The following is a 24419-nucleotide window of genomic DNA, read 5'->3' as shown; positions in this document are numbered from 1 at the left end:
GATCCGCCTCAATAGACCTGCATGCCCTGAATCAGTTCTGGGACCAGAAATAGGGACTGAAGACCAGCAGACCACCAATCAGTTCCAACCGGCCGAGGATCATCTGGAAAGCGAGCAGCAGGGTAACCGTATCGGACAGGGGAGCAAAGTTTCCGGCTGGACCGATGATCGGGCCAATGCCGGGACCCACATTGGCCTGTGCCGTGATCGAGGCACTGAGCGCTGTCTCGATGTCGAGGCCCAGCATCATGTAGATAAAGGCAAAGCCTGCGAAGGTCGCAGTGTAGAGCACCGAAAACACAAGCACACCTTCAAGAACGCCCGGGGACACAGGCGTTCCAGCATAACGCGGTTCGATCACCCGGCTTGGGTGGACCGCCCGCTTCAGCATGGTGCGAATGGCACTGATCAGGATCTGGATCCGGAAGATCTTGAAGCCGCCGGACGTCGATCCGGAACAGCCGCCGATGAAGGTGGTGAAGAAGAACACGGCAATGACGAAATTGCCCCAAAGCAGCCAGTCATCGGACGCGTATCCGGTCGTGGTCACCACCGAGACAATGTTGAAAGTTGCCCGCGTCAACAGGGTAAAGGGGTCTTCGTCAACAGTTCCATTGATCGAGAGAAAGACCAGAAAGCTGATCGCAGCCGTCAGACCGATGAAAAACCGGACCTGTCCCCGATGCGGATTGTCGCGCCACTCCGCTACGCGGATGAGATAGAGAAAAGGAATCCCGGACATCAACATGAAGGCAATGGAGATCCAGAGCATCAGATTGCTGGAATATTTCCCCATCGAACTGTCGGACGTCGAAAAGCCGCCCGTCGAGACAGTGGTCATCATGTGATTGACTGCATCGAAAGCCGTCATGCCAGCAAGATAATAGGCAAGACCACAAAACAGGCTGAGTGTCAGATACAGCATCAGCAACCGCGCCACGAAGGGCTCGACCCGGCCATAGGGCTTGCTGGTTTTCTCGGATGATTCGATGGCGAAGAGCTGGGAGCCACCGATGCGCAGGCCCGGCAACAACCAGATTCCAATAACGACGATGCCGATACCACCGATCCATTGCAGCAGCGACCGCCACAGCAAAATGCCGGGGGGTTGACGATCGAGACCAGTGATGACTGTAGATCCGGTGGTCGTCAGGCCTGAGGCAGTCTCGAAGAAGGCTTCGGAAAAATTCAGTCCTATTTCGCTAAGGTAGAAGGGAATAGCCCCGGCCAGGCTGAACACAAGCCAGGCTGCATTGACGAAAAGAAACGTTTCCTTCGGACGGAACTGGAACTTCTGCCCCTCCAATGCCGCCGATATCAATGCGCCGACAACCCCAAGGATCAACGCCGTCGTTGCAAAAACCGCCCAGTCGCTGTGCCCAGCAATCAGATCAGCACCGGCAGGCAGCAGCATGAACAGGGCGATAATGATCAGAAGACGGCCAATCGGCAGGATGACGGCACGAAAGTTCATCGGGTCTCTTTCGCTGGCGCGCCGGGCATATCCCCGGACGCGTCCAGTCTGAAGCTTCGCAACGGCATGGCGCAGGGCGCTTGTGCCTTTGGCGCATGTTCCCCGTTCCGCTGCCGATTGCAAGCCTCAGGCTGACGCAGACTGCCGGCAGATCCGATCAGCCCTTTAATCAGCCATTGTAGACGACAGCGATCTTGTTGCCGCTCAGATCGCGCATATAGGCCGAATACCAGGTCGGAGTGTAGTCCGGGCGCGGCCCCGCAGCGCCTTCGTCCAATGCCCCGAGCGCTATCGCAGCGGCATAGAAGGCATCAACCTCAGCCGGCGATGCAGCGGGAAAAGCGACCATCGTGCCATTTCCTGCGGTCGCAGCCTCGCCATCATAGGGCTGGCAGATCCAGACTGTCCCGCCCTTCCCGATCCCGCCGGCCGAGTAGCCCCGCCAGCCCGGAAAACTTGCATGGGCCGACCAGCCAATCGTGGCCAATACCTTGTCATAGAAGGCATGCGCTGCTTCCACGTCGCGCGCACCCAGTGTTAAATAGAGTTCCATGATCATTCCTCTCGCGTAAAATGCATCTTCAAGCTAGTGCCTAAATAGGAACAAATAAAGAACAAAATCACTCCATCCAATAATCAACTATGGCATGCATGCCCTCTGGGAACGCCCGAACCGGCCTGTTCCTTGACTCTCTTAGCGATCCTGATGTATGTCCCACCCACTTCACGAAAGTGACGACAGATCTGATCAGCCGACCGGGACCCGCACAGGTATAAAGAGCGCCCGGAGGTCAACACCCGACAGCGCGTTGCGCCCTCGGGTGCAAAACTGCTTTGCGCGCGGGCTTTCGTGCATCAAGGCGGCTGGTTCCCGGAGCTGCGCCACCCCAGATGAAGGGGCACCGGCCATGAGGCTGGATGTCAGGACGCAACCCGGAAGGACCCGCGCATGTTTGAAAGTCTGTCCGAACGCCTGAGCGGCATTCTCGACAAGCTCACCGGCCGTGGCGCGCTGTCCGAGGCCGACGTCAACGAGGCGATGCGCGAAGTCCGCCGCGCGCTGATCGAAGCCGACGTTGCTCTTCCGGTCGTCCGCTCCTTTACCGACAAGGTTCGCAACCGCGCCGTCGGCGCCGAGGTGGTCAAGTCGATCACCCCGGGCCAGATGGTGATCAAGATCGTCCACGACCAGCTCGTGGAGATGCTCGGCGCCGAGGCCGAACCGATCGATCTGAATGCCACCGCTCCGGTCGCCATCATGATGGTCGGCCTGCAGGGCTCGGGCAAGACGACGACAACGGCCAAGATTGCCCGTCGCCTGACCCTGCGCGACAAGCGCAAGGTGCTGATGGCCTCGCTCGACACGCGCCGTCCGGCGGCGCAGGAGCAGCTGAAGGTCCTTGGCGAGCAGAACAACGTCGACACGCTGCCGATCGTCGCCGGCCAGGGACCAGTGGACATCGCCAAGCGCGCCATCATGGCGGCGCGCCTTGGTGGTTATGACGTTGTCATGCTCGATACCGCCGGCCGTATCCATATCGACGAAGCGTTGATGCTGGAAATGGCCGAGGTGAAGGCGGCGACAAATCCGCATGAAATCCTGTTGGTCGCCGATTCGCTGACCGGTCAGGACGCCGTCAATCTGGCCAAGAGCTTCGACGAGCGCGTCGGCATCACCGGCATCGCGCTGACACGCATGGACGGTGACGGTCGCGGCGGCGCTGCCCTGTCGATGCGGGCCGTCACCGGCAAGCCGGTCAAGCTGATCGGTACCGGCGAAAAATCCGACGCCCTCGAAGACTTCCATCCGCGCCGGATCGCTGACCGCATCCTCGGCATGGGCGACATCGTCAGCCTCGTCGAAAAGGCCGCAGAGGCCATTGACGCGGAAAAGGCGGCCAAGATGGCCGCCAAGCTGCAGAAGGGTACCTTCGACCTGGAGGACCTCGCCGACCAGCTCAAGCAGATGGAAAAGCTCGGCGGCATGTCCGGCATGATGAGCATGCTGCCCGGCATCGGCAAGATGAAGAAGCAGCTCGATGCGGCCAATCTCGACGAGCGCATGTTCAAGCGCCAGGTCGCCATCATCCAGTCGATGACCCCGACCGAACGGCGCAAGCCTGACCTCCTGAAAGCGAGCCGCAAGAAGCGCATCGCCTCCGGCTCCGGCGTGGATGTGTCCGAAGTCAACAAGCTCCTGAAGATGCACCGCCAGATGGCCGACGTCATGAAAATGATGGGCAAGAACAAGGGCATGATGGGCAAGATGATGGGCATGCTTGGCGGCGGAATGGGCGGAATGGGCGGCGGCATGCCGAACATCGATCCCAAGCAGCTGGAGCAGCTGGCCAAGAGCGGCCAGCTTCCCGGCGCTGCTGATCTTGCCAAGGGCCTGCCAGGCGGCATGGGTGGGATGCCGGGCGGCTTCCCGGGTCTTGGCGGTCCGAAGCTTCCCGGCCTTGGTGGCCTGGGCGGCCTGCCGGGCTTCGGAAAGGGCAAGAAGTAATGACCGATGCCTTGAAAACTGGTGCCGATGCCCAGCTGGGTGACAGCCCTGCCATGATGGAACTGCGGTCCTTGCGCGCGTCCATCGACAATATCGACGCCGCTCTCGTCCACATGCTGGCCGAGCGTTTCAAGTGCACCCAGAAGGTGGGACACCTGAAGGCGACCCACGACCTGCCGCCGGCTGATCCGGCGCGCGAACAGATTCAGATCGAGCGCCTGCGCCGGCTTGCCGTCGACGCAAACCTTGATCCTGACTTTGCCGAGAAGTTCCTGGCGTTCATCGTCAAGGAAGTGATCCGGCACCATGAAGCCATTGCCGCAAACGCCGGCAACTGAAACAACTGGAGAAACTGAAATGGCTACCAAGATCCGTCTCGCCCGTGGCGGCGCCAAGAAGCGTCCGTTCTACCGCATCGTCGTCACCGACGTCCGCGCCCCGCGCGACGGCCGCTTCATCGAGAAGGTCGGCTCCTATGATCCGATGCTGCCCAAGGAATCCGAGACCCGCGTCGTTCTCGATGTGGAGCGCGTCAAGTACTGGCTCGCCAACGGCGCAACCCCGACCGATCGCGTCCTGCGCTTCCTGAATGATGCCGGCCTCGTGACCCGCGAAGCCCGCAACAACCCGAAGAAGGCCGAGATGGGCAAGAAGGCTGCCGAGAAGGCCGCCGCCGCCAAGAAGAAGGCCGAAGAAGCAGCAGCCGCTGCTGAAGCTGGCGCGGAATAATCCCGTGACGCGGGCGGCTTTCCAGATGGACATCGGGACACAATCAATCGGAGCGCAGACATGATCAACGCTCCGACGGACAAGATCCTGATGGCTGTGGTGGGAGCCGCCCACGGCATCCGCGGCGAGGTGCGGGTCAAGCCCTATGGCGATGACCCGTTGTCCTTCACCGACTACGGCCCACTGGAAACAGAAGACGGATCCCGCCGGTTCACGGTGGTCAATGCCCGCGTGCAAAAGACGGTCGTCGTCACGAAGTTCAAGGGAATCAACGACCGCAACGCCGCGGAGGCGCTGAACGGGCTTGAACTCTACATCCCCCGAGACCGGTTCCCGGAGCCGGAAGAGGATGAATTCTACCACACCGACCTGATTGGCCTGACAGCCGAAGACGAGAGCGGAGCCGCCCTCGGACGGATTGTCACCGTGCAAAATTTCGGGGCTGGCGATCTGATCGAGATCCGGCCGCCGAGCGGCAAGTCCTATTACATCCCGTTCACGAAAGAGTTTGTACCGACGGTGGACATGGCCGGCAACCGCGTCATTTGCGTGCTGCCGCCCGATTATCTGTCTGAAACGCCGCGCGATGACGGCAGGGACGATGCCAAAGCTCGCTGAACCTGGACGCGGTTAAGAACTGGCCCAATCCTGGCCATCAGCTGTTCACGGCTTTCCGCTTCAGCTGCAAGCCGGCGCTGCTCCGACCGCCACAAGGCGATGCCAAAGACCACAAGCCCAACACCAATTCCATTCGCGGCCGCATCCAGCAGCGATGCCTCGCGGCCCGGAATAAAGGCCTGCAGGATTTCTCCGCCAATGCCGAAGCCGAAGGCAACGAGCGCAGAAATACGCAGCCGGCAGCAGAAGAAGGCATGGATCGACAAGGTCAGCAGGCCATAGAAAGCTACATGCAGCACCTTGTCAAAAGGATGCGACAGGCCGTGGTTGAACACCACTCCAACCGCCAGCCCGAACACGATCAGCACGCTGAGCGGCAGCACGCGGCTGAGCGAAATGTCGATGTAATGGGCATCGACATGGCGACGGACAAAAGCGGGCAGGTGAAAGCGGATGGACGGCACGGGATGGCATCTCCTTGAATTTCCCGTCAGCATCACCCGGTGAAGTTAAGCCGGGGTTAGGTCTGCGTTTTGGACCGGTCAAAAATTCACATTTAACCCCATATAGTTAAGTGAGTTTTAGCCAGATCCTTCAAGTTTTTACGATCTCGGCACTGCTTTCCTTTTTGCAGCGTGTCGCCTATGGATCGGCGAGAGAGCCGGAACCAACTCCATGACATTTGCTGCGACAATCCTGACGCTCTATCCCGACATGTTTCCCGGGCCGCTCGGACAAAGCCTGTCCGGCCGCGCGTTGAGCGAGGCAAAGTGGTCGCTGGACGCCCGCCAAATCCGCGACCATGCCACGAACCGGCACAGATCCGTCGACGATACGCCGGCGGGCGGCGGGGCTGGGATGGTCTTGCGCGCTGACATTCTCGCAGCCGCCATTGATGCCGCCACCTTGCCGGAAGACACCCGACCACGTTTGCTGATGAGCCCACGCGGCAAACCGCTGACGCAAGAACGGGTGCGGCAACTGGCAGCCGGCCCGGGTGCGATTATCGTCTGCGGTCGTTTTGAAGGCGTCGACCAGCGGGTCATCGAGGCGCGGGCGCTCGAGGAGGTCTCCATCGGCGACTACATCCTGTCCGGTGGCGAAATCGCGGCGATCACGCTGCTGGATGCCGTGATCCGTTTGCTGCCGGGTGTGATGGGCAATCAGGAAAGTGGCGAGACCGAGAGTTTCGAGACCGGCCTGCTGGAACACCCGCATTATACGCGCCCGGCCACGTTCGAAGAGCGTGGCATCCCCGAGATCCTGACTTCCGGCAATCACAAGAAGATCGCCGAGTGGCGCCTGAGCGAAGCCATGGCACTGACGGCCGCCCGTCGGCCGGACCTGTGGGCGGCCTATGAGGCGGCGCACCCGCCGAAACCAACAAGGCGCACACGGTCGAGAGCGAAGGGCGAGCCTGAGACAAAGCCAGCAAACGCGCCAGATTCCGCATGACATTCCGGTGAAGATGGGGTATGTCCCCGCTCGCGTTCAACGGATCTCGCCCGGTGGCGTGCTTTTGCACGCGCGGACAGACCCGAAGAACTGCCGGTTCCGAAGTGCCGCCTTTTCAAGGATGACTGAGCTTCGAACTGGCAGGCCCTGATCCAAGGCCATGGCCAAGACGGTGCACCCGCCCCGATGCACGCCCTGAAAAGGGATGCGCCGGGACGCTCTGACCGCACAACTGACAAGGAAAAACTGCCATGAACATCATCGAACAGATCAACGCCGAAGAACAGGCGAAGGTTGAAGCCGTCCGCAAGCTGCCGGAGTTCTCGCCGGGCGACACCGTCAAGGTGAACGTCAAGGTCGTCGAAGGCACCCGTACCCGTACGCAGGCCTATGAAGGCGTCTGCATTGCCCGCTCGGGCGGCGGCATCAACGAGAGCTTCACCGTTCGCAAGATCTCCTATGGCGAAGGCGTCGAGCGCGTGTTCCCGACCTGCTCTCCGCTGATCGAGGGCGTCGAAGTCGTGCGTCGCGGCAAGGTCCGCCGCGCCAAGCTGTATTACCTGCGCGACCGTCGCGGCAAGTCGGCCCGTATCGTCGAGGCCACCAACGCCCGCGCCAAGCGTCTCAATGAAGAAGTCCGCGCTGAAGCCGCATCTGCCAAGGCCAGCGCTGCTGCTGCCAAGGTTGCAGCCGCTGAAGCAGCTGCCGCTGCTGCTGCTGCTGCCACCGCCGAATAATTTTCGGTTCCAGTTCGGTCTTGAAAGGCGGTCCAGTGGGCCGCCTTTCTTTTTTGTTCGCCGGAACCTGGTCAGTTGAACAAAGCTCAAGAGTTCGCGGTGCCGAACGCGCTTGACCCTTGCCCCTGCTTCAAGGCATTGAATCAGGCAACACCCGAGCCGGCAAATTGCCGGCCGGAGGCATGAACGAGGGCACCGGCCGCATTTGGCGGTACAAGTGTGACCCGGCCAGGTTTCAGGAGACAAGCCATGACGAAAGCGCGGACCCTTTACGACAAGATCTGGGATGATCACGTCGTCGACATGCAGGAAGACGGCACGGGCCTGCTCTACATCGACCGCCATCTCGTCCACGAAGTCACCAGCCCGCAGGCCTTCGAAGGCCTGCGCATGACCGGCCGCAAGGTCCGTCAGCCGGAAAAGACACTGGCCGTTGTCGACCACAACGTACCGACCACCGACCGCAGCCAGGGCATTGACGATCCTGAATCCGCGCTGCAGGTTCAAACGCTGGCTGACAACGCCGCCGAATTTGGCGTCGAGTATTACAGCGAGCTGGATCATCGCCAGGGCGTGGTGCACATCGTCGGTCCGGAGCAGGGCTTTACCCTGCCGGGCATGACCATTGTCTGCGGTGACAGCCACACCTCGACCCATGGCGCATTCGGCGCGCTGGCGCATGGCATAGGCACGTCCGAAGTGGAACACGTTCTGGCCACCCAGACGCTGATCCAGAAGAAGGCCAAGAACATGCTCATCCAGGTGGATGGCAAGATCCCGGCCGGCGTCACCGCCAAGGACATCATCCTCGCCGTCATCGGTGAGATTGGCACCGCCGGCGGCACCGGTTACGTCATGGAATATGCCGGCGAGGCGATCCGCTCGCTCTCCATGGAAGGCCGCATGACGGTCTGCAACATGTCCATCGAAGGCGGCGCCCGCGCCGGCCTGATCGCACCGGACGAAACCACCTTCGCCTATATCCAGGGCCGGCCAAAGGCTCCTAAGGGCGCAGCACTGGAGCAGGCGATCTCCTACTGGAAGACACTGCACACCGACGAAGGCGCGCATTTCGACAAGGTGGTGAAGCTTGATGCCGCGAACCTGCCGCCCATCGTCACCTGGGGCTCGTCGCCGGAGGACGTGGTGTCCGTGACCGGCGTCGTGCCAAACCCGGACGAGATCGCCGACGAAAACACCCGCAAGTCCAAGTGGCGCGCGCTGGAGTACATGGGCCTGACGCCGGGCACGAAAATCACCGATATTCCGATTGATGTCGTGTTCATCGGCTCCTGCACCAACGGCCGCATCGAGGACCTGCGCGCCGCCGCTGCTGCCATCGGCAATGGCAAGGTTAAGGATGGCGTCAAGGCCATGGTCGTGCCGGGCTCCGGGCTTGTGAAAGAGCAAGCAGAAGCCGAAGGCCTCGACAAGATCTTCAAGGCAGCCGGGTTTGAATGGCGCGAGCCGGGCTGCTCCATGTGCCTGGCCATGAATGCCGACAAGCTGCAGCCGGGCGAGCGTTGCGCCTCCACCTCGAACCGCAACTTCGAAGGCCGCCAGGGTTTCAAGGGGCGCACGCACCTCGTGTCCCCCGCCATGGCCGCCGCGGCCGCTATCGCCGGTCATTTCGTCGACATCCGCGAATGGCAGATGGCCTGATTCGCGACACCGATTGCAGGCGTGACAACAAACCCCCGGGAAATCCGGGGGTTTTCTGTTTGAGGGCACGCATCAACGGCGAAGCAGGCGAACACCTTGCGGCACAGCGCCGCCATTGACCGCTGGCTGCTACAGACAAATGGGGGAAAAAGGCGGCTTCGAGTTTCAACAATCCCTGCGCCGGCAACGCGGATTAATCATTGAATTCAAGCATATGACATCTTGTTTTCCGCTACGGGACGAGCCTCCCCCTACCTGCCGCCTCATGTATTTTACGGGCTTCACAAGACTGTCACCTCGGCACTACTATATGAGCATCATGTTAAGGTAGTACCCGGCGTCGGGGTGCCGGTGCCGGTCCTAGTTGTGATGACAAGGATGAATAAGGCAAGGAGCCGCAGGTGACGATAGCCGTACCCTCGGGCGCCCATCCGGCCCTCGTGCTGAATGCGGACTACAGGCCCTTAAGCTACTATCCGCTGTCCCTGTGGTCCTGGCAGGACGCGGTCAAGGCGGTGTTTCTCGATCGCGTCAACATCGTGTCGGTGTATGACACAGCGGTTCGAAGTCCGAGCTTCGAGTTCCAGCTGCCGAGCGTCGTTTCGCTCAAGACCTTCGTCAAACCGTCCCGATATCCCGCCTTCACCCGCTTCAATGTTTTCCTGCGCGACCGGTTCCAGTGCCAGTATTGCGGTTCGAAGGATGACCTTACATTCGATCATCTGATCCCGCGCTCCCGCGGTGGCCAGACCACCTGGCAGAATGTCATCACCGCCTGTTCCCCCTGCAATCTGCGCAAGTCGAACAAGAGCTGCGAGCAGCTCGACATGTGGCCGATGCATATGCCATTCCAGCCAACCATCCAGGACCTGCACAACAACGGTCGCGGCTTTCCGCCCAATTACCTGCACGACAGCTGGCTGGATTTCCTGTACTGGGACACGGAGCTGGAACCTTAACAGGAGTTAAGTGGTTTTCGTTCCAAGGCTTAAGCCGGCGTCAACCAACGCAGAAGATGACGCAGCGATTTGTCTCGAATTTTAGTGATTGAGAAGACAATTCGCTGAATATCTCAGCCAGAAACTAATCTGGAGAGATGTCATGCGTTCCGCGTCCCTGATGCGATTGACCAAGAAGCTGCGCTTGTTCCGCAGCGAAACGCGCGCGTCAATCATGCCCCTGTTCGCCTTGCTAATCCTGCTGATGATCGTCATCGGTGGCGCCGGGGTCGACTATGGCCGCGCCGTGATGGCCCGCTCCACCATCGCCAATGCCCTGGACTCAGCGGTGCTGACCGTTGCCCGCGAGCTGTCGGTCAAGCTGATGACCGACGCGGAGGTTGCGACCGCCATCAACAAGACCTTCGAGGCCAACCTCGCCTCGGCCGGGCTGACCGGCATCAGCATGAGCCCGATCATCTACAGCATCAATCCTGAGCAGGGGATCGTCTCGGCGACTGCCACGGCCAATGTGCCGACCAGCTTCATCTTCATGGGGGGCGTCGGTCCCAAAGACATTCCGGTTTCGGTCGAGGCCCAATCGACCTACTCCCTGTTCGATGTCGAACTGGCCATGGTTCTCGACGTGACAGGGTCGATGAACGCCCAGATGGCGTCCTTGCGCACGGCGGCTCTTGCGATCACCAATATTCTGATCCCGCCGACCACGAAAGAAGACGAGTCGAAAGTCAAGATATCCCTGATCCCTTATAGTCAGGGCGTCAATCTCGGGACCTATGCGAACACCGTCACGAATGGGGCGACATCTGGCGGCAATTGCGTCACTGAAAGATCAGGTCCGCAAAAATTCACAGACGCCACCTACAATTACGCAGGCAATTCATCAGACTTCTTTGGCGGTGGCTCTATCGCCTGCCCGGCAACCTCCACGCTCATTCCCCTGACTGCAAAAAACTCGACCCTGACGACGGCGATCAACGGGCTCCGCGACGGCGGAGGTACTGGCGGCCAGATGGGTATAGCCTGGGGCTGGTACACGCTGTCGCCAAACTGGAACAATCTGTGGCCTTCAGCTTCACGCCCCGTCGCCTATGGCAAGGCCAAGATGAAGAAAATTGCCCTCATCATGACGGATGGTGACTTCAACGACTTTTATGATTTCACCGCGTTGGACCAGGCAACATGCCGCACGCGTGGCGGATACAACTCCAGAAACGGAACTTACACTGGACAGAGCAATCATCCACGTGGATACTACTGGCTTCCAGATGCAAAAACCAAAGGATGCGATGCCGGTACAAAAAATTACTGGCTGGGGCAGTACTATACGAACGGTAATTACGACGACCAACCATCTGTTCGTGCCCGGAAACTCTGCGACGAAATGAAGGCGAAGAACATCGAAATCTACACCGTCTTGTTTACTTCGGGTGTCGGGTCAACCGCACATGCCGAAAAGCTGATGGCGTATTGTGCAAGCTCTCCGGGAAACTATTTGAAGGCCACCAACAGCCAGGCCCTGATCGGTGCGTTCCAGAAGATCGCCAACCAGATCCAGTCGATCTACCTGTCAAAGTGACCTTGGCCAAGCGGTGTCGAAAACCACAATGAAAAGGCCCGCCATCCGGCGGGCCCGAGCTTGATGACAAATCTCGACCTCAGCGTCGTCATCCCGGCCAAGCGAAGCGCCGAGCCGCGACCGGAGAGCCAGGGCCTCTATCTTTCAATGAGTTATCCTAGGAGAGGCCTTGACTCTCCGGTCCCGGGTCTCCGCTCCGCTGCGCCCGGGAAGACGATAGAGGGCTTGTCAGCAGTCCAAGGGCCCGCCATCCAGCGGGCCCTTTTTGATTTCCAGAAGTCCTAAACGGCTCAGCTGCGGTTCTGGCGGTTCTCGATCAGGTCCTCGACCACGGTCGGATCAGCCAGCGTCGAGGTATCGCCGAGGTTCTCGAAGCTGTCCTCAGCGATCTTGCGCAGGATGCGGCGCATGATCTTGCCGGAGCGGGTCTTCGGCAGGCCGGGAGAGAACTGGATCAGGTCCGGCGAGGCAATCGGGCCGATTTCCTTGCGCACATGGGCCACCAGTTCCTTGCGCAGCGCCTCGCTCGGCTCCTCGCCGTCCATCAAGGTGACATAGGCGTAGATGCCCTGCCCCTTGATGTCATGCGGATAGCCCACGACAGCCGCTTCCGACACCTTCGGATGCGCCACCAGGGCGCTTTCCACCTCGGCCGTTCCCATGCGGTGACCGGACACGTTGATCACGTCATCGACGCGGCCGGTGATCCAGTAATAGCCATCCGCATCGCGGCGGCAGCCATCACCGGTGAAATACATGCCCTTGTAGGTGGCAAAGTAGGTCTGCACGAAGCGCTCGTGATCACCATAGACGGTGCGCATCTGGCCGGGCCAGCTGTCGACGATGACCAGGTTGCCCTCGGTCGCACCCTCGAGGATGTTGCCTTCCGCGTCCACCACAGCCGGCTGGACGCCAAAGAACGGCCGCGTGGCAGAGCCCGGCTTCAGCGCCGTTGCGCCCGGCAGCGGCGTAATGAGAATGCCGCCGGTCTCCGTCTGCCACCAGGTGTCGACGATCGGGCAGCGCTTGTCGCCAACCACGTTGTAGTACCACATCCAGGCTTCCGGATTGATCGGCTCACCCACGGAGCCCAGCAGGCGCAGGCTCTTGCGCGACGTGCGGGTGACATGATCGTCGCCAGCGCCCATCAGCGAGCGGATCGCGGTCGGGGCGGTGTAGAAGATGTTGACCTTGTGCTTGTCGACCACATCCCAGAAGCGGCCGGCATTCGGGTAGGTCGGTACGCCTTCAAACATCAGCGTCGTCGCGCCATTGGCGAGCGGACCATAGACGATGTAGCTGTGGCCGGTGACCCAGCCCACATCCGCCGTGCACCAGTAAACGTCGCCATCGTGATAATCGAAGACATACTGATGCGTCATCGAGGCGTAGGTGAGGTAACCGCCCGTGGTATGCATCACGCCCTTCGGACTGCCGGTGGAGCCGGAGGTGTAGAGGATGAACAGCGGATCTTCCGCGTTCATCTCGGCCGGCGGGCAAACGTCGGAAACCTTGGCCACTTCCTCGTGGTACCAGACATCGCGGCCCTGGGTCATGGTGACGGCACCACCGGTGCGCTTGACCACGATCATGGTCTCGATCGGAGCCTTCTCGACCGCCTTGTCCGCATTGGCCTTGAGCGGCACGCCGCGGCCACCGCGCAGGCCTTCATCTGCGGTGATAAGGCAGGTCGACTTGCAGTCGGCAATGCGCTGCGCCAGGCTGTCCGGAGAGAAGCCGCCGAAGACGATGGAATGCACGGCTCCGATGCGGGCACAGGCCAGCATCGCATAAGCCGCTTCAGGGATCATCGGCAGGTAGATCGTGACACGGTCGCCCTTCTTCACGCCCTTGGCGAGAAGCACGTTGGCGAAGCGGTTCACCTCGTGCGACAGGTCCTTGTAGGTGATGACCTTGTGCTCGGACGGATCATCACCTTCCCAGATGATCGCCGGCTGATCGCCGCGAGCCGCAAGATGACGATCAACACAGTTCGCGGCCACATTGAGCGTGCCATCTTCGAACCACTTGATCGACACGTTGTGGTAGTCGTAGGAGGTGTTCTTGACCCGGGTGTAGGGCTTGATCCAGTCAAGGCGCTTGCCGTGTTCGCCCCAGAACGCTTCCGGGTTTTCCACCGACTGGCGGTACATTTCCTCATATTTCGCGTTGTCAACGAGGGCGTGCGCCGCCACTTCCGCCGACACCGGGAACACGTTGTCAGACATGCCATCCTCCCTACAGACTTCCGGCTGGTTGCCCTAAGGACACCTCCGTTTCGGCGGCATTATGCTGAGCGAAACAGTGTACGTCCATTAGGGATAAGTCGAACTCTCGTAGACAGATTCGGTGCTTAGGTCACCCGACAAGTCCGATCACGACACCCTGGATCAAGAGAACACCCAGCCAGTGGCCCCCATCGACCAGAAGGAGAAGCGGGCTAGTCTTTTGATGCCGATGCGACACAACCAGCGATGTAAGGAAAAAGCCGGTCCAGATCATGCCGGCCGAAATCAGGCCGCTGTTCACGCTGAGACCACCTGCATGATAGATGACGCCGGCAAAGATGAAGGCCATCAGCAGTTCAGCGACAAAGGTCACCAGCATGGTGATCGCGGTCGGGCGCGCCTGATCAGCGGAAAGCCCGGCGGCGCGCTGCCACACCCGGCCAAGCAGGCCATACCACAGCGCGCCAAATGCGAAACTGGCCACAGCTGCAGCGGCAACGCCGACAAGATTGATGCCGTCAAACATCATGATAACTGCCCTCTCCGCATGCGGCTCAACCACGCCCGCCGAAAATCGCCGAACCGACCCGCACATGGGTCGCCCCGAAGGAAACAGCCGTCTCATAGTCGGACGACATGCCCATGGACAGTTGCGTCAGGCCATTGCGAGCGGCAATCTTCTCAAGCAAGGCGAAATGCGGGCCCGGGGCTTCCTCCACGGGCGGAATGCACATGAGGCCAATCACGTTAAGGCCGATATCCTCGCGGCACAGGCGAATGAAGGCATCGGCCTCTTTCGGTGCGATGCCAGCCTTCTGCGGTTCCTCGCCGGTGTTCACCTGGATGAAGCACGGCAGATCGCGGCCTTGCGCCAGCATCTCGGCCTTCAGCGCCCGGGCGATCTTTTCCCGGTCGATGGTGTGAATGACATCAAAGGTCGCAACCGCCTCCTTTGCCTTGTTCGACTGCAGCGGTCCGATGAGATGCAATTGGATATCGCTGAACTCGGTTCGCAGCTGAGGCCATTTACCCATGGCTTCCTGAACGCGGTTTTCGCCGAACACGCGCTGCCCGGCCTCCAGCACCGGGCGGATCTCTTCCGCTTCAAAGGTCTTGGAGACCGCGACCAGGGTCACGGAGCCGGCGCTGCGGTTGTGTTCCGCCTCCGCCGCGCGAATGTCGGACTGGACGGTGGCAAGTCGGTCGATGGCGGTAGCGGCCATGAGGATACTCCGGCGAAAGCGGACCGTAACGGTCCCTGACCGCTCTGATACGGCGGCAAGCTGGTCCGGTTCAAGTGAAAGCATCTCCTGGCCCAGCCGCCCCGAGGCAGACGGGCGCGAAAAGCGCCGCAATTTCAGCCAATCATGTTGACCCTTGCGGGAAATTCTGGTGACAGTCCGGCAGGTGTTTGTTTGATGTGCGCCCGGTTCGCGGGCGCCAGTGAAATGGCGAATTTGATGGTTACGGAACGGGAACGCTACAACGCGCGCGACGTCGAAGCGCGCTGGCAGAAGGTCTGGGACGAGAAGGACGTGTTCAAGACGTCCAACGAGGATCCGCGCGAGAAATACTACGTGCTGGAGATGTTCCCCTACCCGTCCGGCCGCATTCACATGGGCCATGTGCGAAACTACGCCATGGGCGATGTCGTGGCCCGCTACAAGCGCGCCAGGGGCTTCAACGTCCTGCATCCGATGGGGTGGGATGCCTTTGGCATGCCGGCCGAAAACGCGGCCATGCAGAACAATGTCCATCCGAAGGACTGGACCTACGAGAACATCGCCTTCATGCGCGGCCAGCTCAAGATCATGGGCCTGTCGCTGGACTGGAGCCGCGAGTTCGCGACCTGCGACGTGGAGTACTACACCCAGCAGCAGCGCCTGTTCCTGAAGTTCCTGGAAGCCGGCCTCGTCTACCGCAAGAAGTCCAAGGTCAACTGGGACCCGGTCGACATGACCGTGCTGGCCAACGAGCAGGTCATTGATGGCCGCGGCTGGCGCTCCGGCGCGCTCGTCGAGCAGCGCGAGCTGACCCAGTGGTTCTTCAAGATCACCGACTATTCCGAGGATCTTCTGGAAGCGATCGACACGCTCGACCGCTGGCCGGAAAAGGTCCGACTGATGCAGAAGAACTGGATCGGCAAGTCTGAAGGCCTGCGCGTCCGTTTCGAGTTCACCGCTCCGGCCCCGACGGGCGACAAGACCCTCGAGATCTTCACCACCCGCCCCGACACGCTGTTCGGTGCCTCGTTCATGGGCCTGTCGCCGGATCACCCGATCTCGGTGAAGCTCGCCGAGAGCAATCCGGATCTGGCCGTCTTCATCGAGGACTGCCGCCGCATCGGCACCTCGGCCGAAGCCATCGAGACGGCCGAGAAGAAGGGCATGGACACAGGCCTGCGCGTGAAGCATCCGCTGGATGCTTCCATCGAGCTGCCGGTCTATGTCGCCAACTTCATCCTCATGGATTACGGCACCGGCGCGATCTTCGCCTGCCCGGCGCATGACCAGCGCGACCTCGATTTCGCCCGCAAGTACGGCCTGCCGGTCAAGCCCGTCGTGCTGCCGAAGGATGCGGATGCCGCGACCTTCGACGTGGCCGATATCGCCTACACGGATGACGGCACGATCTTCAATTCAGGCTTCCTCGACGGACTCAGCATCGCTGAGGCCAAGGAAACCGTGGCAAAGAAGCTCGAAGCCGTGATCATCGACGGATCGGCCCAGGCTTCGCGCCAGGTGAATTACCGCCTGCGTGACTGGGGCATTTCGCGCCAGCGCTACTGGGGCTGCCCGATCCCGGTCATCCACTGCGACGACTGCGGCGTGGTTCCGGAAAAGGACGAGAACCTGCCGGTCAAGTTGCCGGACGACATCAATTTCGACAAACCGGGCAACCCGCTCGACCGGCACGCCACCTGGCGCCATTGCGCCTGCCCGAAATGCGGCAAGCCGGCGCGCCGTGAAACAGACACCATGGACACCTTCGTGGACAGTTCCTGGTATTTCGCCCGCTTCACCGCGCCGCATGCCGACCAGCCGACGGAACCGGCCGCGGCCAATGGCTGGCTGGCTGTCGACCAGTATATCGGCGGCATCGAGCATGCGATCCTGCACCTGCTTTATTCGCGCTTCTTCACCCGCGCGATGCAGAAAGTCGGCGCGCTGAACCTGAAGGAGCCGTTCAAGGGCCTCTTCACCCAAGGCATGGTCACGCACGAGACCTACAAGAGCACGGAAGGCAAGTGGCTCAGCCCGACCGAGATCCAGTTCATCGAAGGCGACACCCGCTCGGCCATCGAGGTAGCCACCGGCGCACCGGTGACCATCGGCTCTATCGAGAAGATGTCGAAGTCGAAGAAGAACACGGTCGACCCGACGGACATCATCGAGACCTATGGCGCCGACACCGCGCGCTGGTTCGTGCTGTCGGACAGCCCGCCGGAGCGTGATGTCATCTGGACCGAGGAAGGCGTTCAGGGCTCCTGGCGCTTCGTGCAGCGCGTCTGGCGTCTGGTCGGCGAAGTTGCCGCCACGCCGAAGCGCAGCACCGAGGCCCCGCAGATGGGCGATGCCGCGCTGGAGCTGCGCCGTGCCACCCACAAGACGCTGGCGGCCGTGTCGCGCGACATCGAAGGCCTCGGCTTCAACCGCGCCGTTGCCCGCATCTACGAACTGGTGAACCAGATCGGCAAGACCGTGCACAACGGCCTGGGTGATGCCGACACCGCCTGGGCTGCCCGTGAGGCCTGCGACTATCTTGTCATGATGATGGCACCAATGATGCCGCATCTTGCCGAAGAATGCTGGACCGAGCTGGGCCACTCCGGCCTCGTCGCCGAGGCCAGTTGGCCTGCTCTGGACGAAAGCCTGCTTGTCGAGGACAGCATTGTCCTGCCGGTGCAGGTGAACGGCAAGAAGAAGGGCGAGATCACTGTTGCACGGGACGCCTCGACGGCGGACGTCGAAGCAGCCACAGTGGCACAGGAGTTCGTCCAGCGGGCGCTGGAAGGCCGCGCTCCGCGCAAGATCATCGTGGTGCCGCAGAGGATCGTGAATGTCGTTGGCTGACGCTTGGGCGCGCGGGCGCCGTACTTCCGTCGGAGTTGCCCTTGTTCTGGCCAGCGGATTGCTGCTGGCCGGCTGCCAGGTGCGGCCACTCTATGGCCAGCTTCCGACAACGGCCGGTGCAGCCGGAGAAACGGTGCAGGGGGAACTGGCGGCGATCGAGATCGAGAAGATCGATACGGTCAACGAGATGCGTCTCTCGGACGCGCGCCGCGTCCTCTACAATGAGCTGACGTTCGGCTTCGAGCGTGGCACCTACCCGCCAGCCAAGAAGTATCGCTTGCGCATGGTGATGAACATCGGCGTGTCGGAAGTCGGCGTGGAGCGTCTGGCTGACGTACCATCTGCCTATTCGACCACCATGAATGTCACCTTCGTCCTCTCCGACGCTGCGGACAATCGCACCCTGATGACCGGCAAGTCCTTCGCAACCGCCTCCTACGACTTCTCCAGCCAGCGCTTCGCCAACCTGCGCGCCCGCCGTGATGCGGAAGAGCGGGCGGCGAAGGTGGTGGCGCAGGACGTCCAGGCGCGCATCGCCGGTTACTTTGCCACTCGCAAGTGAGGTGATCCCGTGGTCGCGCTGAAAGCCGGCGACATTGATCGTTTTGTCGCCAAGCCGCCGGCGAATGTCCACGCGATCCTGGTCTACGGACCCGACACGGGGCTTGTGTCCGAACGGGCACAGGCCCTCGTTGCCGCCTACAGCGCCGGCAACGACGACCCCTTCAGCCAGGCCAAGCTCGATGCCGGCGATCTCGTTTCAGATCCGAATCGGCTGATCGACGAGGCCCTCACCATTCCCCTGTTCGGCGGCCGCCGCACCATCTGGGTCAAGGATGCCGGAGGCCGCAACCTGCTGCCTGCCGTCACCCCCGTGGTCAACCTGCTCGACTGCCCCGCCGTAGTGGTGATCGAGGCCGGCGACCTGAAGAAGAGCACCGGCCTGCGCAAGCTGTTCGAGAACGACAAGCGTGCCGTCGCCGTTCCCTGCTATGCGGACACAGCCAGGGACCTGGAAACGCTCATAGACGAGGAAACACGGGCGGCCGGGCTCACCATTACCCGGGAAGCCCGCGCGAGCCTGCACGGCCTTCTGGGTGCCGACCGGATGGCCAGCCGTGGCGAGCTGCGCAAGCTCTGCCTCTATGCCCACGGCAAGGGCCGCATCGACACGGACGACATCGAGGCGATCATCGGCGATGCTTCGGCCTTCGAACTGTCCGAGCTGATCGACGCGGCAGCCGGTGGCGACTTGCCCGCCCTCGACCACGGGCTTGAACGCCTGGATGCAGCAGGCAGCAACGCCTCCGTGATCGCCGGTCAGACCCTCGCGCATTTCCAGTGGCTGCATCGCCTGCGCGCCGACGTCGACAGCGGCACTCCGGCCGCACAGGTCATCGAAACGGTGAAGCCGCCGGTGTTCTTCAAGCGCAAGCCTGCCCTCACCCGGCAGCTGTCGATCTGGAACTCCCAGGACCTGGAGAAGGCGATGGACCGGCTGTACGACGCCATGCGCATCGCCCGCCTCAATGACCGCATCGGCATGCCGGTCCTGTCCGAAGCCCTGCTGACCCTCGCCCGCGTCGCCACGGCCCGCAGCAAATCCCGCAGATAAAAAGAAAGCGGCCCGGAAAATCCGGACCGCTTCCGATTCGAAAATCCTAACGAACCCTTAACGGGTTTCGATGCCGAGCTTTCGGCACAGCTCGTCGAGCTGCTCGAGCGAGGCATACTTGATCTTCAGCTCCCCCGAATCCTTGCCTGCCTTGTGGCCGATGGCGACCTTCAGCCCGAGGCTGTCGGTGAGGCGCTTTTCAAGGGCGCGAGTGTCCGCATCCTTCTCCACCTTGGCCGCAGGATCCTTGCTGCCGGACAGCTTGGACAGGATCTCCGGATCTTGTGCCAGCTTCTCCGCCTCGCGCACGGACAGGCCCTTCTCGACGATCAGCTCGGCCAGCGCAGACGGATCCTCCAGCGTGATCAGCGCGCGCGCGTGGCCGGCCGTGATCAGCCCTTCCGACAGATAGTCCTTCACGGCATTCGGCAGCTTAAGGAGGCGCATGGTGTTGGCGACATGACTGCGGCTCTTGCCGATCAGGCGCGCCAGATCATTCTGGCTGTAGGCGAACTCGGCCGTCAGCTGCTCATAGCCGAGCGCCTCTTCGATCGGGTTGAGATCGGCGCGCTGCACGTTCTCGATGATCGCCAGCTCAAGCGCTTCCTGGTCGGTGATCTCGCGGATCAGCACCGGCACATCATGCAGGCCCGCCCGCTGCGCCGCCCGCCACCGGCGCTCGCCGGCAATGATCTCGAAATGGTTCGGCTTGCCTGCGGCCGGACGCACCAGGATCGGCTGGATGATGCCCTTCTCGCGGATCGAATCCGTCAGCTCGGTCAGATCCTTTTCGTGGAAGCTCTTGCGCGGGTTGCGCGGGTTCGGCTCCAGGAACTCGACAGGCACCTTTCGGGTGTCGCGCGGGGGGCTTTTGTCCGCCTGGGCCGCCGCCTGATCCTGCGAAGCCGGAACGATGCCGGCGTCACCGATAAGGGCCGCAAGTCCCCGGCCCAACCGTTTGTTGCGTCCGCCGTCTTCAGCCATGGTTCTTCTCCGCTTGCGCGCTGGTCGTGTCTTCAGAATGGAAAACGCGGCGCTGCCGCCGCGTTGAATATCGTTTCGGCAAGGACCTAGCCTCAGGCCGCGACGCGGCGCAGCTCCCGCTCGCGCTGAATGATCTCGGAAGCAAGCCGCAGATAGGCCTGGCTGCCGGAGCACTTCAGGTCATAGAGCAGCGCCGGCTTGCCATAGGACGGCGCTTCCGAAATGCGCACGTTGCGCGGGATGATGGTCTCGTAGACCGCATCGCCCATCGTCTCGCGCACGTCGGCCACGACCTGGCTCGAGAGGTTGTTGCGGCTGTCGTACATGGTCAGCACGATGCCGTGGATGGTCAGCTCGTTGTTGAGCGCGTTGCGCACCTGCTCGACCGTCGACAGCAGCTGCGACAGACCTTCCAGCGCGAAGAACTCGCACTGCAGCGGCACCAGGATCGAGTGCGACGCCGACAGCGCGTTGATCGTCAGAAGGTTCAGCGACGGCGGGCAGTCGACCAGCACATAGGAGAAGCCCATCTCGCGGAACAGCCGCGACGAGGCAAACTCGTCAATGGCCTTGCGCAGGCGATAGGCGCGGTCGGCGCTGGAGGCAATTTCCAGCTCGAGGCCGAGAAGATCCATCGTCGACGGAGCGACCCAGAGACGCGGCACCGCCGTCTCCTTCACCGCCTCTTCCATGCTGCAGTCACCACAGAGCACGTCATAGGTCGACAGCGCCCGGTCGCGGCGATCGATCCCGAGACCCGTCGAGGCGTTGCCCTGCGGATCAAGGTCGACGACCAGCACGCGCTCGCCGATGGCGGCAAGAGCGGTACCTAGGTTGATGGCCGTCGTCGTCTTGCCAACGCCACCCTTCTGGTTGGCCAGCGCCAGAACGCGCGGGGTTTCAGGAAGCCTGTTCATCAGCGGGAACCTTCCTCGTCAGATCGGGCCGTCAGGTTGGAGAGGATCAACATGCGGCTCTCGGGATCAATGAGACTGGCCTTTTCTACCAGATCAAAGGCCCATGCGTGAGACGCTTCATTAACCTCGCGCTGAAAATCGCGCCCTTTGTGGAAAACAGCCACCGCGCCCTGGTCCATGAACGCCCGGGAAAACCCTAACAAAAGATCCAGCGCCGCCAGCGCACGCGCTGAAACCGCATCCACCGGACCATGCGTCCATTGTTCCGCAACCGACTCGATCCGGGCCGGAATGACGGTGCCATTCGACCCGGTCTCACGCAGCGCCGTGCGCAGGAACGCCGCCTTGCGCTGGTTGCTCTCGACGAAATAGACATGCGCGCCGGCCGTGTCGGCAAGGAGGATCGCCGTGACGATCCCGGGGAACCCTGCCCCGCTGCCGAGGTCCACCCACCGTTTCGCCTCCGGCCGCACCAGATGCGGCTGCAGGCTGTCGGCCACGTGCCGCCGCCAGATCTCCGGGATGGTCGCCGGTGAGATCAGGTTCTGGGCCGGCTGCCAGCGCAGTACCAAATCCACGTAGGTTTTCAACCGGGCTTCAGTTTCACGTGAAACAGAGGCGTATTCCCGCAGAACATGCGGGCCATCGAGGGGTGTTGTCCCAGCCATATTCACAGGTCCTTCACGCCGCCCCGCGCCGTTCCTGGCGCTTGACCTGCGACAGCAACAAAGTCAGGGCGGCCGGCGTCATGCCGTCCATGCGCGATGCCTGGCCAATCGTCGCCGGCCGCACCGTTTCGAGTTTTTGCTTGATCTCGTTCGACAGCCCAGCCAGCGCCGAGAAATCGAACGCATCCGGAATGGTCAGAGCTTCATCGCGGCGAAGCGCAGCGATATCGGCCGCTTGCCGATCGAGATAAACCGCATAGAGCGCATCCGTCGCCACCTGCTCCGCAATCGAGGCCGGAATGTCGGCAAGCTGCGGCCAGACTGGATAGAGCTGATCCACCGTCATATCGGGATAGGACAGAAGATCAAAGGCGCTGCGCCGGATGCCGTCCTGATTCAGCGGCAGCCCCTGCTTTACCGCCTGGGCCGGCGTGATCGACAGGCCCTGCATGAGTGCGCGCGCTGCATCGAGCTCCTGCAACTTCTTCTCGAACGCAGCCTGACGGGAAGACCCGACACATCCAAGCGCGATGCCGGACGGCGTCAGCCGCTGATCGGCGTTGTCCGCCCGCAGCGACAGACGGTACTCTGCGCGGGATGTGAACATGCGATAGGGCTCGGTGATCCCGCGCGTCACCAGATCGTCGATCATGACGCCGATATAGCCCTGCCCCCGATCCACGACGAAATCCCGGGCCGATCCGCCCGCGCGCAATGCGGCATTGAGGCCGGCAACCAGCCCCTGCGCCCCCGCCTCTTCATAGCCAGTCGTGCCGTTGATCTGGCCGGCGAGGAACAGCCCCTTGCAACGCTTGGCCTCCAGCGTCGTCGTCAGTTCACGTGGATCCACGTGGTCATACTCGATGGCATAACCGACCTGCAGCACCGACACATTTTCGAGACCCGGAATGGTCTTGAGAAACGCCAGCTGCGCATCCTCCGGCAGAGAGGTGGAAATCCCATTCGGATAGACCGTATGGTCGTCGAGCCCTTCCGGCTCCAGAAAAATCTGATGCCCGTCGCGGTCGCCGAAACGGACGATCTTGTCCTCGATCGACGGGCAGTAGCGCGGCCCGCGCCCCTTGATCTCGCCGGAATACATCGCCGACCGGGACAGGTTCTCGCGAATGATCCGGTGCGTCTCATCCGTCGTTCGGGTGATGTGGCACGAGATCTGCGGCGTCGTGATTGCAGTCGTCATCGTGGAGAACGGCACCGGCTCGTCATCCCCCGGCTGCTCTTCCAGCCGCGCCCAGTCGATGGTGCGACCGTCCAGACGCGCCGGCGTTCCGGTCTTGAGGCGCCCCAGTGCAAAGCCAATGTCTTCGAGCGACGCCGACAGACCCAGCGCCGGACCCTCACCGACACGACCCGCCGGGATCTTGCGATCACCGATATGGATCAGCCCCCGCAGGAATGTTCCCGTCGTCAGCACCACGGAACCGCAGCTGATCGCGCGGCCGTCCTTGAGCGCCACACCGCAAATCACGCCATCCCGACGCAGCAGCTGATCCGCCTCACCCTCGACGACTTCGAGATTTGCCGCAGACCGGATCTCCGCCTGCATGGCTTCGCGATAGAGCTTGCGATCCGCCTGGGCGCGGGGCCCACGCACCGCCGGACCCTTGCGCCGATTGAGCATGCGAAACTGGATACCCGCCCGGTCCGCGACGCGCCCCATCAGACCATCCAGCGCGTCGATCTCGCGCACCAGATGCCCCTTGCCCAAGCCACCGATGGCCGGATTGCAGGACATGACACCGATGGTCTCGAACCGATGCGTGACGAGAGCAGTGCGCGCGCCAAGCCGCGCCGCAGCCGCAGCCGCCTCGCAGCCGGCGTGACCACCACCGATCACCACAACATCAAATCGCAACGCCTCAGTCATCCGCACCGCACCCATTCGACGCAGACCAATGCCTGCCCGTCACCGTGTTTCAATTGGAAGGAACGCCCGGAACCTGACCTGACTACCCGCCTTGCGGACAGCGCAACTCTCCGGCCAAACCGGTTCACGTATTCGCTTCCTTATAGGGAATCCAACCGGCTTTGGTCAAAGTGATTTCACGTGAATCAACCCGGACAATTGCCAAGGTCTCACGGATTCACGTGAAACACCCGCCGCCTGATCCACGCATCACCCGACCGCTGATTCACGTGAAACAAGTTGCGTCGAACCTGAAATGATTCACGTGAAACATGGGTCGGTTCGATA

22 protein-coding genes are annotated in these 24419 nt (G+C 61.8%); 12 read left to right on the top strand and 10 right to left on the bottom strand.

Annotation, left to right across the window (positions count from 1 at the left end; all coding sequences use genetic code 11):
- Positions 1 to 31: 31 nt before the first annotated feature.
- On the bottom strand, positions 32 to 1474 hold the full coding sequence (locus tag C8348_RS16545) for a TrkH family potassium uptake protein (protein WP_106754483.1): 1443 nt from the start codon (positions 1472 to 1474) through the stop codon (positions 32 to 34).
- Between the two features lie 169 nt (positions 1475 to 1643).
- Positions 1644 to 2027, bottom strand: a complete 384-nt coding sequence (locus tag C8348_RS16540; protein WP_106754482.1) for a VOC family protein — start codon at positions 2025 to 2027, stop codon at positions 1644 to 1646.
- 396 nt (positions 2028 to 2423) lie between these two features.
- On the opposite strand from C8348_RS16540, the gene ffh reads away from it, so the two are divergent.
- From ffh to rimM, 4 genes are read left to right on the top strand one after another with little or no spacing between them, the layout of a single operon-like run.
- The gene (gene ffh, locus C8348_RS16535) at positions 2424 to 3980 is read left to right on the top strand and encodes a signal recognition particle protein (protein ID WP_106754481.1); all 1557 of its coding nucleotides are present in this window, start codon (positions 2424 to 2426) and stop codon (positions 3978 to 3980) included.
- A 53-nt stretch (positions 3981 to 4033) separates the two neighbouring features.
- Entirely contained in the window at positions 4034 to 4318 is a 285-nt protein-coding gene (locus tag C8348_RS16530) for a chorismate mutase (protein ID WP_106754570.1), read from the top strand.
- Between the two features lie 19 nt (positions 4319 to 4337).
- On the top strand, positions 4338 to 4709 hold the full coding sequence (rpsP, locus tag C8348_RS16525) for a 30S ribosomal protein S16 (RefSeq protein ID WP_106754480.1): 372 nt from the start codon (positions 4338 to 4340) through the stop codon (positions 4707 to 4709).
- Between the two features lie 60 nt (positions 4710 to 4769).
- A complete protein-coding gene (gene rimM / locus C8348_RS16520) occupies positions 4770 to 5327 on the top strand; it encodes a ribosome maturation factor RimM (RefSeq protein WP_106754479.1) in 558 nt (185 codons plus the stop codon).
- On the opposite strand, the gene C8348_RS16515 is transcribed toward rimM, so the two are convergent.
- On the bottom strand, positions 5273 to 5791 hold the full coding sequence (locus C8348_RS16515) for a VanZ family protein (RefSeq protein ID WP_106754478.1): 519 nt from the start codon (positions 5789 to 5791) through the stop codon (positions 5273 to 5275). The genes rimM and C8348_RS16515 overlap by 55 nt on opposite strands.
- 211 nt (positions 5792 to 6002) lie before the next feature.
- Between C8348_RS16515 and trmD the strand changes: the two genes are divergently transcribed.
- The 5 genes from trmD (at position 6003) to C8348_RS16490 (ending at position 11719) form a co-directional block, all read left to right on the top strand.
- Positions 6003 to 6782 carry a tRNA (guanosine(37)-N1)-methyltransferase TrmD gene (gene trmD / locus C8348_RS16510; protein WP_106754477.1) on the top strand — a complete coding sequence of 260 codons (780 nt, stop codon included), beginning with the start codon at positions 6003 to 6005 and terminating at the stop codon, positions 6780 to 6782.
- Between the two features lie 251 nt (positions 6783 to 7033).
- Positions 7034 to 7519 (top strand): 50S ribosomal protein L19, encoded by a 486-nt coding sequence (rplS, locus tag C8348_RS16505; RefSeq protein WP_106754476.1) that lies wholly within the window; start codon positions 7034 to 7036, stop codon positions 7517 to 7519.
- Positions 7520 to 7768: 249 nt separating this feature from the next.
- Positions 7769 to 9181, top strand: coding sequence for a 3-isopropylmalate dehydratase large subunit (gene leuC / locus C8348_RS16500; protein ID WP_106754475.1), 1413 nt, complete (start codon positions 7769 to 7771; stop codon positions 9179 to 9181).
- A 401-nt stretch (positions 9182 to 9582) separates the two neighbouring features.
- Positions 9583 to 10140, top strand: coding sequence for an HNH endonuclease (locus C8348_RS16495; RefSeq protein WP_106754474.1), 558 nt, complete (start codon positions 9583 to 9585; stop codon positions 10138 to 10140).
- 142 nt (positions 10141 to 10282) lie between these two features.
- On the top strand, positions 10283 to 11719 hold the full coding sequence (locus tag C8348_RS16490) for a TadE/TadG family type IV pilus assembly protein (protein WP_208983794.1): 1437 nt from the start codon (positions 10283 to 10285) through the stop codon (positions 11717 to 11719).
- A gap of 290 nt (positions 11720 to 12009) precedes the next feature.
- Here the strand turns inward: C8348_RS16490 and acs are convergent, their stop codons facing one another.
- From acs to C8348_RS16470, 3 genes are all read right to left on the bottom strand, one after another.
- Entirely contained in the window at positions 12010 to 13947 is a 1938-nt protein-coding gene (gene acs / locus C8348_RS16480) for an acetate--CoA ligase (RefSeq protein WP_106754472.1), read from the bottom strand.
- 130 nt (positions 13948 to 14077) lie between these two features.
- Positions 14078 to 14476, bottom strand: a complete 399-nt coding sequence (locus C8348_RS16475) for a DUF1761 domain-containing protein (RefSeq protein ID WP_106754471.1) — start codon at positions 14474 to 14476, stop codon at positions 14078 to 14080.
- A gap of 25 nt (positions 14477 to 14501) precedes the next feature.
- Complete coding sequence (locus C8348_RS16470) at positions 14502 to 15170, bottom strand: YggS family pyridoxal phosphate-dependent enzyme (protein WP_106754470.1); 669 nt, start codon at positions 15168 to 15170, stop codon at positions 14502 to 14504.
- Positions 15171 to 15395: 225 nt separating this feature from the next.
- On the opposite strand from C8348_RS16470, the gene leuS reads away from it, so the two are divergent.
- Genes leuS through holA form a run of 3 tightly spaced genes read left to right on the top strand, consistent with a single transcriptional unit; the run spans position 15396 to position 19635 of the window.
- Positions 15396 to 18020, top strand: coding sequence for a leucine--tRNA ligase (gene leuS, locus C8348_RS16465; protein WP_425270830.1), 2625 nt, complete (start codon positions 15396 to 15398; stop codon positions 18018 to 18020).
- Positions 18007 to 18582, top strand: a complete 576-nt coding sequence (lptE, locus tag C8348_RS16460; protein ID WP_106754469.1) for an LPS assembly lipoprotein LptE — start codon at positions 18007 to 18009, stop codon at positions 18580 to 18582. Before leuS ends, lptE begins: the two co-directional genes overlap by 14 nt.
- A gap of 9 nt (positions 18583 to 18591) precedes the next feature.
- Positions 18592 to 19635 (top strand): DNA polymerase III subunit delta, encoded by a 1044-nt coding sequence (gene holA / locus C8348_RS16455; protein WP_106754468.1) that lies wholly within the window; start codon positions 18592 to 18594, stop codon positions 19633 to 19635.
- A gap of 57 nt (positions 19636 to 19692) precedes the next feature.
- On the opposite strand, the gene C8348_RS16450 is transcribed toward holA, so the two are convergent.
- The 4 genes from C8348_RS16450 to mnmG all read right to left on the bottom strand — a co-directional run bounded on the left by C8348_RS16450 (position 19693) and on the right by mnmG (position 24092).
- Entirely contained in the window at positions 19693 to 20619 is a 927-nt protein-coding gene (locus C8348_RS16450) for a ParB/RepB/Spo0J family partition protein (RefSeq protein WP_106754467.1), read from the bottom strand.
- Between the two features lie 92 nt (positions 20620 to 20711).
- Positions 20712 to 21536 carry a ParA family protein gene (locus C8348_RS16445; RefSeq protein WP_106754466.1) on the bottom strand — a complete coding sequence of 275 codons (825 nt, stop codon included), beginning with the start codon at positions 21534 to 21536 and terminating at the stop codon, positions 20712 to 20714.
- Positions 21536 to 22204, bottom strand: a complete 669-nt coding sequence (gene rsmG / locus C8348_RS16440; protein WP_106754465.1) for a 16S rRNA (guanine(527)-N(7))-methyltransferase RsmG — start codon at positions 22202 to 22204, stop codon at positions 21536 to 21538. The genes C8348_RS16445 and rsmG overlap by 1 nt, the downstream gene beginning before the upstream one ends.
- Before the next feature lie 13 nt (positions 22205 to 22217).
- Positions 22218 to 24092 (bottom strand): tRNA uridine-5-carboxymethylaminomethyl(34) synthesis enzyme MnmG, encoded by a 1875-nt coding sequence (mnmG, locus tag C8348_RS16435; RefSeq protein ID WP_106754567.1) that lies wholly within the window; start codon positions 24090 to 24092, stop codon positions 22218 to 22220.
- Positions 24093 to 24419: the final 327 nt, after the last annotated feature.

Source organism: Pannonibacter carbonis, from assembly GCF_003012935.1.
Lineage (GTDB): Bacteria > Pseudomonadota > Alphaproteobacteria > Rhizobiales > Stappiaceae > Pannonibacter > Pannonibacter carbonis.
This window is presented reverse-complemented; position numbering and strand designations above follow the sequence as displayed.